Annotated in this window: 9 protein-coding genes; all 9 read left to right on the top strand. The window is 58.8% G+C overall.

Features of this window, described 5'->3' with window-relative positions:
• Positions 1-2: 2 nt before the first annotated feature.
• The 9 genes from sdhA to TU80_RS01470 all read left to right on the top strand — a co-directional run bounded on the left by sdhA (position 3) and on the right by TU80_RS01470 (position 13,306).
• The gene (gene sdhA, locus TU80_RS01510; protein ID WP_017846765.1) at positions 3-1,775 is read left to right on the top strand and encodes a succinate dehydrogenase flavoprotein subunit; all 1,773 of its coding nucleotides are present in this window, start codon (positions 3-5) and stop codon (positions 1,773-1,775) included.
• 11 nt (positions 1,776-1,786) lie between these two features.
• On the top strand, positions 1,787-2,491 hold the full coding sequence (locus tag TU80_RS01505; RefSeq protein ID WP_017846766.1) for a succinate dehydrogenase iron-sulfur subunit: 705 nt from the start codon (positions 1,787-1,789) through the stop codon (positions 2,489-2,491).
• Positions 2,492-2,752: 261 nt separating this feature from the next.
• The gene (locus TU80_RS01500; protein ID WP_046384197.1) at positions 2,753-5,584 is read left to right on the top strand and encodes a 2-oxoglutarate dehydrogenase E1 component; all 2,832 of its coding nucleotides are present in this window, start codon (positions 2,753-2,755) and stop codon (positions 5,582-5,584) included.
• A gap of 44 nt (positions 5,585-5,628) precedes the next feature.
• Entirely contained in the window at positions 5,629-6,852 is a 1,224-nt protein-coding gene (odhB, locus tag TU80_RS01495) for a 2-oxoglutarate dehydrogenase complex dihydrolipoyllysine-residue succinyltransferase (protein WP_017846768.1), read from the top strand.
• A 101-nt stretch (positions 6,853-6,953) separates the two neighbouring features.
• The gene (gene lpdA, locus TU80_RS01490) at positions 6,954-8,390 is read left to right on the top strand and encodes a dihydrolipoyl dehydrogenase (protein WP_046384196.1); all 1,437 of its coding nucleotides are present in this window, start codon (positions 6,954-6,956) and stop codon (positions 8,388-8,390) included.
• Between the two features lie 203 nt (positions 8,391-8,593).
• Positions 8,594-9,760: an ADP-forming succinate--CoA ligase subunit beta gene (gene sucC, locus TU80_RS01485; protein WP_017846770.1), complete on the top strand. Its 1,167-nt coding sequence runs from the start codon at positions 8,594-8,596 to the stop codon at positions 9,758-9,760.
• A complete protein-coding gene (gene sucD / locus TU80_RS01480; protein ID WP_003172813.1) occupies positions 9,760-10,641 on the top strand; it encodes a succinate--CoA ligase subunit alpha in 882 nt (293 codons plus the stop codon). The genes sucC and sucD overlap by 1 nt, the downstream gene beginning before the upstream one ends.
• 431 nt (positions 10,642-11,072) lie before the next feature.
• Positions 11,073-12,386 (top strand): branched-chain amino acid transport system II carrier protein, encoded by a 1,314-nt coding sequence (gene brnQ / locus TU80_RS01475; protein ID WP_057003705.1) that lies wholly within the window; start codon positions 11,073-11,075, stop codon positions 12,384-12,386.
• Between the two features lie 179 nt (positions 12,387-12,565).
• A complete protein-coding gene (locus tag TU80_RS01470) occupies positions 12,566-13,306 on the top strand; it encodes a DUF599 domain-containing protein (protein WP_017846772.1) in 741 nt (246 codons plus the stop codon).
• The last annotated feature ends 104 nt before the right edge of the window (positions 13,307-13,410 follow it).

Here is a 13,410-nt window from a genome sequence, read left to right as displayed (position 1 = left end):
CCATGGCTAACATTCCAACTATTTCCTTCGACGCCATCATCATTGGTGGCGGCGGCGCCGGCATGCGCGCAGCGCTGCAACTGGCTCAGGGTGGTCACAAGACTGCCGTGATCACCAAGGTGTTCCCGACGCGTTCCCACACCGTATCGGCCCAGGGTGGCATCACCTGCGCCATCGCCTCCGCCGACCCGAACGATGACTGGCGCTGGCACATGTACGATACCGTCAAGGGTTCCGACTATATCGGTGACCAGGACGCTATCGAATACATGTGTCAGGAAGGCCCGGCCGCCGTGTTCGAGCTGGACCACATGGGTCTGCCGTTCTCGCGTACCGAGCAAGGTCGTATCTACCAGCGTCCATTCGGCGGTCAGTCGAAGGATTACGGTAAAGGCGGCCAGGCTGCCCGTACTTGCGCCGCGTCCGACCGTACCGGTCACGCGCTGCTGCACACCCTGTATCAGGGCAACCTGAAAGCCGGCACCACGTTCCTGAACGAGTACTACGCGGTTGACCTGGTAAAAAACCAGGACGGCGCATTCGTCGGCGTGATCGCCATCTGCATCGAAACCGGTGAAACCACCTACATCCGCGCCAAGGCTACCGTTCTGGCGACTGGCGGTGCAGGTCGTATCTACGCCTCGACCACCAACGCACTGATCAACACCGGCGACGGCGTTGGCATGGCGCTGCGTGCCGGCGTGCCGGTGCAAGACATTGAAATGTGGCAGTTCCACCCAACCGGCATCGCCGGCGCCGGTGTACTCGTCACCGAAGGTTGCCGTGGTGAAGGTGGCTACCTGATCAACAAGCACGGTGAGCGTTTCATGGAGCGTTATGCTCCGAACGCGAAAGACCTTGCCGGTCGTGACGTTGTAGCCCGTTCCATGGTCAAGGAAATCATCGCCGGCAACGGCTGTGGCCCGAACGGCGACCACGTGCTGCTCAAGCTCGATCACCTCGGCGAGGAAGTGCTGCACAGCCGCCTGCCAGGTATCTGCGAACTGTCCAAGACCTTTGCGCACGTTGACCCGGTGGTTGCTCCGGTTCCGGTTGTTCCGACTTGCCACTACATGATGGGCGGCGTGCCGACCAACATCCATGGCCAGGCAATCACCCAGAACGCCGACGGCGTGGACGAGATCATCCATGGTCTGTTCGCGGTGGGCGAAGTGGCTTGCGTATCGGTACACGGCGCCAACCGTCTGGGCGGCAACTCGCTGCTCGACCTGGTGGTCTTCGGCCGTGCTGCCGGCCTGCACCTGGAAAAGGCGCTGACCGACGGCATCGAATACGATGACGCTACCGACGCCAACATCGAAGCTGCCCTGGCGCGTCTGTCCGCTCTGAACGAGCGTACCGAAGGCGAAGACGTGGCTACCCTGCGTCGCGAGCTGCAAAGCTGCATGCAGAACTACTTCGGTGTATTCCGTACCGGCGAATACATGCAGAAGGGTATTGCCCTGCTGGCTGACCTGCGCAAGCGCATCGCCAACGTCAAGATCAACGATAAGAGCCAGGCGTTCAACACCGCTCGTATCGAAGCCCTTGAGCTGCAAAACCTGTTGGAAGTGGCTGAAGCGACTGCGATTGCCGCCGAGGTTCGTAAAGAGTCCCGCGGTGCTCACGCTCGTGAAGACTACGAAGACCGTGACGATGAAAACTGGCTGTGCCACACCCTCTACTTCCCGGGTGAAAAGCGCGTCACCAAGCGTGCCGTTAACTTCTCGCCGAAGACGGTTCCGATGTTTGAACCGAAAATTCGGACTTACTAAGGGTGGCTGCCATGTTGAAAGTCAGTGTGTATCGCTACAACCCTGATCGGGACGCTGCGCCGTTCATGCAGGAATTCCAGGTCAATACCGGTGGTAAAGACTTGATGGTGCTGGATGTGCTGGCCCTGATCAAAGAGCAGGACGAAGGGTTCTCCTATCGTCGCTCTTGCCGTGAAGGTGTTTGCGGCTCCGACGGCATGAACATCAACGGCAAGAACGGCCTGGCGTGCATCACGCCGCTGTCCGCCGTGGTCAAAGGCAACAAGCTGATCATTCGTCCTCTGCCAGGTTTGCCGGTTATCCGTGACCTGGTCGTCGATATGAGCATCTTCTACAAGCAATACGAGAAGGTTAAGCCATTCCTGCAGAACGATACGCCGGCTCCGGCCATCGAGCGTCTGCAGTCCCCGGAAGAGCGCGAGAAGCTCGACGGTCTGTACGAGTGCATCCTGTGCGCTTGCTGCTCGACGTCGTGCCCGTCCTTCTGGTGGAACCCGGACAAATTCCTGGGCCCGGCTGCTCTGCTGCAAGCATATCGCTTCCTGGCAGACAGCCGTGACACCCAGACCTCCGAGCGTCTGGCTTCACTGGATGACCCGTTCAGCGTATTCCGCTGCCGCGGGATCATGAACTGCGTCAACGTATGTCCTAAAGGCCTGAACCCGACTAAGGCCATTGGTCACATCCGTAACATGCTGCTGCAAAGCGGCGTGTAATTGACGTTGTAGCAAAGCAGGACCGTTGTGCCCGTAAATGCTACGGCGCAGGCTTCAACCGGCGCCGTAGTCTTAACTTGAGCAGCGACTTACAAAGCCGCGGCTCTTATTTTGAAGAAATGAGACAAGCAGGGGCATTCGGGTTGGTACCCGAACTATCAGCGTGATCCTAAGTGGCTTGTTTTGGTCGCTGCACTTGGCCTTTTGCAAGCAAACTCGGTGTCGCCGCCGGTGGTGTCCCCAAATCGAGGGTGACCAAGCATGCAAGAAAGCGTGATGCAGCGCATGTGGAACAGCGGCTATCTTTCAGGTGGTAACGCTGCCTATGTGGAAGAGCTTTATGAGCTCTACCTGCACGACCCTAACGCTGTGCCAGAAGAATGGCGCACCAAATTTCAGACGTTGTCTTCAGACGGCAACGCTGCCACCGATGTATCGCACGCAACAATTCGCGATCAGTTCGTGCTGCTGGCAAAGAACCAGCGCCGCGCCCAACCGGTTTCCGCCGGAAGCGTGAGCAGTGAGCATGAGAAGAAGCAAGTTGAAGTACTGCGACTGATCCAGGCCTACCGTATGCGCGGCCACCAGGCGGCCCAGCTCGACCCGCTGGGGCTCTGGAAGCGTCCTGCACCTGCAGACCTGTCGATCAATCATTACGGCTTGACCAATGCCGATCTTGATACGACCTTCCGTGCCGGAGACCTGTTCATCGGCAAAGAGGAAGCGAGCCTACGCGAAATTCACGAAGCGTTGCAGCAGACATATTGCCGCACCATTGGCGCTGAGTTCACGCACATCACCGACTCCGAACAGCGTCACTGGTTCCAGCATCGCCTGGAAGGCGTGCGTGGCCGTCCGGTGTTGTCTGCCGATGTGCGCAGCCACCTGCTTGAGCGCGTGACCGCAGCCGAAGGCCTCGAAAAATACCTGGGCACCAAATACCCGGGCACCAAGCGTTTCGGCCTGGAAGGCGGCGAGAGCCTGATTCCGATGCTCGACGAGCTGATCCAGCGTTCCGGCTCCTACGGCACCAAGGAAATCGTGATCGGCATGGCCCACCGTGGCCGTCTCAACGTGCTGGTCAACACCTTCGGCAAGAACCCGCGCGACTTGTTCGACGAGTTCGAAGGCAAGAAAAAGGTCGAGCTGGGTTCCGGTGACGTTAAATACCACCAGGGCTTCTCGTCCAACGTGATGACCACCGGCGGTGAAGTTCACCTGGCCATGGCCTTCAACCCATCCCACCTGGAAATCGTTTCTCCAGTGGTCGAGGGTTCGGTGCGCGCTCGCCAGGATCGTCGTAACGACGCGACCGGTGAGAAGGTTCTGCCGATTTCCATCCACGGCGACGCGGCATTCGCCGGTCAAGGCGTGGTCCTGGAAACCTTCCAGATGTCGCAGACCCGCGGCTTCAAGACCGGCGGTACTGTTCACATCGTCATCAACAACCAGGTGGGCTTCACCATCAGCAACCCGTTGGACGCGCGTTCCACCGAGTACGCCACCGACGTTGCCAAGATGATCCAGGCGCCGATCCTCCATGTGAATGGTGATGATCCGGAAGCCGTGCTGTTCGTGACCCAACTGGCTGTCGACTACCGCATGCAGTTCAAGCGTGACGTGGTGATCGACCTGGTTTGCTACCGCCGTCGCGGTCACAACGAAGCGGACGAACCAAGCGGCACCCAGCCGTTGATGTACCAGCAGATCACCAAGCAGCGCACCACCCGTGAGCTGTACGCCGAAAGCCTGACCAAGGCCGGTGTGGTTGACGAAGCGCGTGTTCAGGCGAAAGTCGACGAATACCGCAACGCGTTGGACAACGGTCTGCATGTTGTAAAAAGCCTGGTCAAAGAGCCGAACAAAGAGCTGTTCGTCGACTGGCGTCCGTACCTGGGCCACGCCTGGACTGCGCGTCACGATACGTCGTTCGATCTGAAGACTCTGCAGGAACTGTCTGCCAAGCTGCTGGAAATTCCTGACGGCTTTGTCGTACAGCGCCAGGTCGCGAAGATCTACGAAGACCGTCAGAAGATGCAAGCCGGCGGCCTGCCGATCAACTGGGGTTACGCCGAAACCATGGCGTATGCGACCCTGGCGTTCGAAGGTCACCCGATCCGCATGACCGGCCAGGACATCGGCCGTGGTACGTTCTCGCACCGTCACGCGGTTCTGCACAACCAGAAAGACGCAGGCACCTACATCCCGCTGCAACACCTGTACGAAGGCCAGCCACGTTTCGACCTGTACGATTCGTTCCTGTCCGAAGAAGCCGTACTGGCGTTCGAATACGGTTACTCGACCACCACGCCTAACGCGCTGGTGATCTGGGAAGCCCAGTTCGGCGACTTCGCCAACGGTGCCCAGGTGGTTATCGACCAGTTCATCACCAGCGGCGAGCACAAGTGGGGCCGTCTGTGCGGTCTGACCATGCTGCTGCCACACGGTTATGAAGGTCAGGGTCCGGAGCACTCCTCGGCCCGTCTGGAGCGTTACCTGCAGCTGTGCGCCGAGCACAACATCCAGGTGTGCGTGCCGACTACCCCGGCCCAGATCTACCACTTGCTGCGTCGCCAGGTCATTCGCCCGCTGCGCAAGCCGCTGGTAGTGCTGACGCCGAAATCGCTGTTGCGTCATAAATTGGCCATCTCGACCCTGGAAGATCTGGCGGAAGGCTCGTTCCAGACCGTTATTCCAGAAATCGATACACTGGACGCGGCCAAGGTCACTCGCCTGATCCTGTGCAGCGGCAAGGTCTACTACGATTTGCTGGAAAAACGCCGTGCCGAAGGCCGCGAAGACATCGCCATCGTGCGTATCGAGCAGCTTTACCCGTTCCCGGAAGATGACCTCATGGAGATCATCGCGCCTTACACCAACCTCACTCATGTAGTGTGGTGTCAGGAAGAACCGATGAACCAGGGCGCCTGGTACAGCAGCCAGCATCATCTGCGTCGCAGCATTGGTAACCACAACAAGGCCCTGGGCCTGGAATACGCCGGTCGCGATGCTTCTGCCGCGCCTGCCTGTGGTTATGCATCGATGCACGCCGAGCAGCAGGAAAAACTCCTGCAAGATGCTTTCACTGTTTAACGCCTTCGCGCTGACTGAAACCGAATTTTAAGGACCCACAGATAATGGCTATCGAAATCAAAGCCCCGACATTCCCGGAATCGGTTGCCGATGGCACCATTGCCACTTGGCACAAGAAACCAGGCGAGGCTGTAAAGCGTGACGAACTGATCGTCGACATCGAGACCGACAAAGTCGTTCTGGAAGTGTTGGCTGAAGCTGACGGCGTGTTGGGCGCGATCATTGCCAACGAAGGCGATACCGTCCTGTCCAACCAGGTACTGGGCTCGATCGAAGCGGGCAGCGCTGCTGCCGCTCCGGCTGCCGCTGCACCGGCTGTTGCTGCTTCTGCTCCAGCTGCCGCTCCGGCGGCGGGTGGCGAAGATCCAATCGCCGCACCGGCTGCTCGTCAGCTGGCCGAAGAGAACGGCATCAACCTGGCTTCCATCAAAGGCACCGGCAAAGACGGCCGTGTGACCAAGGAAGACGTGGTTGCTGCCGTTGAAGCCAAGAAAAACGCTCCAGCTGCCGCACCTGCCAAGGCTGCAGCACCTGCTGCCGCTGCTCCTGTGTTCGCCGCTGGCGACCGCACCGAGAAGCGCGTGCCCATGACCCGCGTGCGTGCCACCGTGGCCAAGCGTCTGGTTGAAGCACAGTCGAACATGGCGATGCTGACCACCTTCAACGAAGTCGACATGACCGAAGTCATGGCCCTGCGTTCGAAGTACAAGGACCTGTTCGAGAAGAGCCACAACGGCGTGCGCCTGGGCTTCATGTCGTTCTTCGTGAAAGCGGCCACCGAAGCGCTGAAACGCTTCCCGGCAGTCAACGCTTCCATCGACGGCAGCGACATCGTTTACCATGGTTATGCAGACGTCGGCGTTGCCGTGTCCAGCGACCGCGGCCTGGTGGTTCCGGTTCTGCGTAACGCCGAGCTGATGAGCCTGGCTGAAATCGAAGGCGGCATCGCCGGCTTCGGCAAGAAAGCCCGTGACGGCAAGCTGACCATCGACGAGATGACCGGCGGCACCTTCACCATCACCAACGGTGGTACCTTCGGTTCGATGATGTCGACTCCGATCGTCAACCCGCCGCAAGCTGCGATCCTGGGCATGCACAACATCATCCAGCGTCCGATGGCCATCAACGGCCAAGTCGTGATCCGTCCGATGATGTACCTGGCGCTGTCTTACGATCACCGCCTGATCGATGGTAAAGAAGCCGTGACTTTCCTGGTGACCATCAAGAACCTGCTGGAAGACCCAGCTCGTCTGCTGCTGGATATCTGATAGAAGCAGCTGCGGGCCTCAAGTGACAGGCTGCCGGATACGGCAGTCGGGCTTGGGGCCTGCGGCTTGACAGCTTGCTGCTAAATAGAGGAACTATTTTCATGTCGCAGAAATTTGACGTTGTAGTGATTGGTGCAGGTCCTGGCGGCTATGTTGCCGCTATCAAGGCCGCACAACTGGGCCTCTCGACTGCTTGCATCGAAAAATACACCGACAAGGAAGGCAAACTGGCACTGGGCGGTACTTGCCTGAACGTTGGTTGCATTCCTTCCAAGGCGCTGCTGGACAGCTCCTGGAAATTCCACGAAGCGCAAAGCGGTTTTGCCATCCACGGCATCAGCCACGCTGGCGTGACCATGGACGTACCCGCGATGGTTGGCCGTAAAGCCAACATCGTCAAAGGCCTGACCTCCGGCGTTGCCACCCTGTTCAAGGCCAACGGCGTAACTTCCCTGCAAGGCCACGGCAAGCTGCTGGCCGGCAAGAAAGTTGAAATCACCAAGCCGGACGGTTCGGTCGAAATCATCGAAGCCGAAAACGTGATCCTGGCTCCAGGTTCGCGTCCGATCGACATTCCACCAGCACCTGTTGACCAGAAAGTCATCGTTGATTCGACCGGCGCCCTGGAATTCCAAGCAGTTCCCAAGCGTCTGGGCGTGATCGGCGCTGGCGTGATCGGCCTGGAACTGGGTTCGGTCTGGTCCCGCCTGGGTTCCCAGGTCACTGTGCTCGAAGCCCTGGACACGTTCCTGCTGGCTGCTGACACCGCAGTGTCCAAGGAAGCCCTGAAAACCCTGACCAAACAGGGTCTGGACATCAAGCTGGGCGCTCGCGTGACCGGCTCGAAGGTCAACGGCGAAGAAGTGGTCGTGACCTACACCGACAAGGATGGCGAACAGACCATCACCTTCGACAAGCTGATCGTAGCCGTTGGTCGCCGTCCAGTGACCACCGACCTGCTGGCAGCCGACAGCGGCGTGAACATCGACGAGCGTGGTTTCATCCACGTTGACGATCACTGCGCTACCACCGTTCCTGGCGTCTACGCCATTGGCGACGTGGTTCGCGGCATGATGCTGGCGCACAAGGCTTCCGAAGAAGGCATCATGGTTGTCGAGCGCATCAAGGGCCACAAAACCCAGATGAACTACGACCTGGTCCCATCGGTTATCTACACCCACCCGGAAATTGCATGGGTCGGCAAGAACGAACAGCAGTTGAAAGCTGAAGGCGTTGAAGTTAACGTCGGCACCTTCCCGTTCGCTGCTTCTGGTCGTGCCATGGCAGCCAACGACACCGGTGGTTTTGTCAAAGTCATCGCTGATGCCAAGACTGACCGCGTATTGGGCGTCCATGTGATTGGCCCAGGCGCAGCAGAACTGGTCCAGCAGGGCGCAATCGGTATGGAATTCGGCACCAGTGCCGAGGACATCGGCATGATGGTTTTCTCCCATCCGACCCTGTCCGAAGCATTGCACGAAGCCGCGCTGGCAGTGAATGGTCATGCCATTCACATCGCGAACAAGAAGAAGCGCTAAAACGAGATAATAAGAAACCACGGCGGTTGCCCGTCGTGAGCCTTGCGCGCAAGACTCACCGCGGAATATCCGCTGGACGCAGTCTTGCGCAGCTTGACCGGGCTTGAGTCCGGCAAGTTGCGTAAGCAGCAGTCACAGGTGGCGCGGCACTCATAATGAGCGCAGCGCCGAATGCGCAGTACCTAACGAAGACGGTAAAAAGCATGAATCTTCACGAGTATCAGGGTAAGCAGCTGTTCGCTGAATACGGCCTGCCAGTATCCCAGGGCTACGCAGTAGACACCCCGGAAGCAGCAGCAGAAGCTTGCGATAAAATCGGCGGGACCGAATGGGTTGTAAAAGCCCAGGTTCACGCAGGTGGTCGCGGTAAAGCGGGCGGCGTTAAGCTGGTTCGCAGCAAAGAAGACGCCAAGGCCTTCGCACAGCAGTGGCTGGGCAAGCGTCTGGTGACTTACCAGACTGATGCCAATGGCCAGCCAGTCACCAAGATCCTGGTTGAATCGTGCACTGATATCGCTAAAGAGCTGTACCTGGGCGCTGTCGTTGACCGTTCGAGCCGTCGCATCGTGTTCATGGCTTCCACCGAAGGTGGCGTGGACATCGAGAAGATCGCTCACGATACCCCTGAAAAAATTCTGAAAGCCACTATCGATCCACTGGTTGGCGCTCAGCCATTCCAGGGTCGCGAGCTGGCTTTCCAGCTGGGTCTGGAAGGCAAGCAAGTTGCCCAGTTCGCCAAGATCTTCGTAGGTCTGGCCAAACTGTTCCAGGATCACGATCTGGCCCTGCTGGAAGTGAACCCGCTGGTGATCAAGGCTGACGGCGATCTGCATTGCCTCGACGCCAAGATCAACATCGACGCCAACGCCATGTACCGTCAGCCTAAGCTGAAGACTTTCCACGATCCGTCGCAAGACGATCCGCGCGAAGCGCACGCTGCCAAGTTCGAACTGAACTACGTAGCCCTGGAAGGTAACATCGGCTGCATGGTCAACGGTGCCGGCCTGGCCATGGGTACCATGGACATCGTCAACCTGCATGGCGGCAAACCAGCCAACTTCCTCGACGTGGGCGGTGGTGCTACCAAAGAACGCGTAACCGAAGCCTTCAAGATCATCCTGTCCGACTCCAACGTCGCTGCAGTACTGGTCAACATCTTCGGCGGCATCGTTCGTTGCGACATGATTGCCGAAGGCATCATCGGTGCAGTGAAAGAAGTCGGCGTGAAAATCCCGGTTGTTGTTCGCCTTGAAGGTAACAACGCTGAACTGGGCGCTAAAGTACTGGCAGAAAGCGGTTTGAACATCATCGCGGCTACCAGCCTGACCGACGCTGCTCAACAAGTTGTCAAAGCTGCGGAGGGCAAATAATGAGCGTCCTGATCAATAAAGACACCAAAGTTATCTGCCAGGGTATTACCGGTTCGCAAGGTAGCTTCCACACCCAGCAAGCCATCGAATACGGCACCAAGATGGTTGGTGGTGTAACGCCGGGCAAAGGCGGCACCGAGCACCTGGGCCTGCCAGTGTTCAACACCGTTAAAGACGCAGTAGCTGCCACTGGCGCGACCGCCAGCGTGATCTACGTTCCGGCTCCTTTCTGCAAAGACTCGATCCTGGAAGCGGCGTTCGGCGGCATCAAGCTGATCGTGTGCATCACCGAAGGCATTCCTACCCTGGATATGCTGGATGCCAAGGTCAAGTGCGACGAGCTGGGCGTGGTCCTGATCGGTCCTAACTGCCCAGGCGTGATCACTCCAGGCGAATGCAAGATCGGCATCATGCCTGGTCACATTCACTTGCCAGGTAAAGTCGGTATCGTTTCCCGTTCCGGCACCCTGACCTACGAAGCTGTGAAGCAGACCACTGACGCCGGTTTCGGTCAGTCGACTTGCGTCGGCATCGGCGGTGACCCGATCCCAGGCTCGAACTTCATCGACATCCTGAAGCTGTTCCAGGAAGACCCGAAGACCGAAGCGATCGTCATGATCGGTGAGATCGGCGGTTCGGCTGAAGAAGAAGCGGCTGCCTACATCAAGGCCCACGTGACCAAGCCGGTTGTTTCCTACATCGCTGGTGTGACTGCCCCTGCTGGCAAGCGCATGGGCCATGCTGGCGCAATCATCTCTGGCGGCAAAGGCACTGCAGACGAGAAATTCGCTGCACTGCAAGACGCAGGCGTAAAAACCGTGCGTTCGCTGGCAGACATCGGCAAGGCCCTGGCCGAGCTGACCGGTTGGGCAGTCAAGTAAGCCTCGCGCTTAACTGACGCTTCACCAGCAAAGGCCACCTTCGGGTGGCCTTTGTGCATTCTGGGCGGCCCATTTATTGAAATGTACTTGGTCCCATGTGGGAGGGGGCTTGCTCCCGATAGCGGTGGCTCAGTCACTGATGATGTGATTGAACCTCCGCTATCGGGAGCAAGCTCCCTCCCACATTTTTTGTCTGTATCGCCACATTAAGTATGAAAACACGACATTCCAATGTCGCTTATCGGACAGTTCGCCCTGCAACAGTGCGTTTATCGGCCAAATTCTGTAACCTTGCCGCCTCTTTAAGCGCTCGCATCCCAAAAGGAAGCCGCGCGCTAGACCGGTCGGTGCCCACAAGGGCCGGCAGCATTTCCCTCATCCATAGGGAAGCCCTCTCTAAATTCCGATTCAGTAGTGTGGTATTTCCTCAAATGAAAGTGTTGAAAAGTCAGGACATCCTGGCGTTGGGCTTCATGACTTTTGCCCTGTTTGTAGGGGCCGGCAACATCATCTTCCCGCCTATCGTTGGTTTGCAGTCCGGGCCCCATGTCTGGATGGCGGCGTTGGGTTTCCTGATCACCGCAGTCGGGCTCCCGGTGGTCACCGTGATCGCCCTGGCCAAGGTCGGTGGTGGTATGGATGCGTTAAGCAGCCCGATCGGTAAGATCGCCGGTGGCCTGCTGGCGGCGGCAGCGTATCTGGCGGTAGGGCCGCTGTTCGCCACCCCGCGTACTGCGACCGTGTCCTTTGAAGTGGGCCTGGCGCCGTTGACCGGTGAAAGCCCGCTGGCGCTGTTCCTCTACAGCTCGGTGTACTTTCTGGTGGTGTTTTTCGTCTCCCTGTACCCGGGCCGTCTGTTGGACACCGTGGGCCGTTTCCTGGCACCGCTGAAAATCATCGCGCTGTCCATCCTTGGTATCGCCGCGTTTGCCTTGCCGGCCGGTGACGTGGGCGTCGCCAACCCGGAATACGTGGCCGCGCCGTTCTCCCAAGGCTTTATCAATGGTTACCTGACCATGGATACCCTGGGCGCGCTGGTGTTCGGTATCGTGATCGTCAACGCGATCCGTTCCCGTGGTGTCGAATCGCCTAAATTGATCACCCGCTACGCGATCATTGCCGGGCTGATTGCCGGCGTCGGCCTGGCGTTGGTGTATGTCAGCCTGTTCCGCCTCGGGGCGGGCAGCCATGAGATCGCCGCCGGTGCCGCCAATGGCGCCGCTGTCCTGCATGCCTACGTGCAACACACCTTTGGTTCCCTGGGCAGTGGCTTCCTGGCCGTGCTGATCTCCCTGGCCTGCCTGGTCACCGCCGTCGGCCTGACCTGTGCCTGCGCCGAGTACTTCAGCCGGATCCTGCCGCTGTCCTACAAGACCCTGGTGGTGATCCTGGCGCTGTTCTCGCTGTTCGTGTCCAACCTGGGCCTGACCAAACTGATCGCGTTTTCGATCCCGGTGCTCACTGCGATCTACCCGCCATGCATCGTGCTGGTGGCTTTGAGCTTCTGCAAAGACTTCTGGCAGGAGCAGAGCCGCATCGTTGGCCCGGTGATGTTGGTGTCGTTCATCTTCGGCTGCATCGATGCGCTCAAGGGCGCCGGCCTGGCGGGCTGGATGCCGTCGCAATTGGCCAACCTGCCGTTGAGCGAGCAGGGCCTGGCGTGGCTGGTGCCATCGGTGATGATGCTGGTGGCCGCGGTGGTGGTTGACCGCATGCTGGGCAAGCGCAGCGAAGCGGTCGCGTAACCCCCGGCTTCAGGCTGTATTGAAATGCCCCGTATCGATTGATACGGGGCATTTTTTATGGGCGGCGGGCAGTGTCTTTTTCCGTGGGCTAACGTCGAAGGAGTAACGCAAAGCTCAAGCTGGAACTCGGCGCCCACACTTAACCGGGTTCATGAAATCTTTCGTGTATAAGGACCCGCATGCCGTTTATCGAAGCCAACCTGATCCACTTGCTTGCCGCCCTCTGGTTCGTCCTCTGTTGGGGCGGCTACACCCGTTATGCCACCTGGAAAGCCCGCGACACTGCCTGTCTGGCCAGCGTGCTGCACCTGTATCGCGAAGACTGGATGCGTCGCATGCTGCTGCGTGACAACCGCATCGCCGACGCCAGTGTGATTGGCAATCTTGAGCGCAACGCCTCGTTCTTCGCCTCCAGCACCTTGATCATCCTTGCGGGTATTCTCACCGTGTTGGGCGCCTCGGAGCGGGCGGTTTCATTGCTGGCCGATATTCCCCTGGTGCAGCAGGCATCCCAGGGTATGTCGGAGATCAAGCTGCTGTGCCTGGCACTGGTGTTCGTCTACGCGTTCTTCACGTTCAGCTGGTGCATGCGCCAGTACAACTTTGCCGCGGTGCTGGTGGGGTCGGCGCCGATGATCGGTGAGCGGCACGTGTCGGAGCAGGAGCGCAAGGCGTTTGCCCTGCGGGCGGCGCGGGTGATTTCGATGGCGGCTAACCAGTTCAACTTTGGCCTGCGCGCTTATTACTTCGGGATGACCATGCTGGCATGGTTTGTCAGTCCCTGGCTGTTCATGTCGATGAGCGCCGGGGTGGTATTGGTGCTGTATCGCCGAGAGTTTCATTCCGACGTACTGCAAGTGATGGTGTATACGCAGACCGATACGTCGCTGCCGGACGTGGCCAAAGACCCGGTGGCGTAAAGCGCTGCAGGCATAGCGCCGGTTTATCGCACTGCGCGACAACAGCAGACAAAGTAAAGCCCGCTATCTAAGCGGGCTTTCTTTTTGCAGCCAAGCTATTTCAA

It is taken from the genome of Pseudomonas veronii (genome assembly GCF_001439695.1).
GTDB classification, from domain to species: Bacteria; Pseudomonadota; Gammaproteobacteria; order Pseudomonadales; family Pseudomonadaceae; genus Aquipseudomonas; species Aquipseudomonas veronii.
Note: the sequence above shows the minus strand (reverse complement) of the source record. Positions and strands in the feature narration are given on the sequence as shown.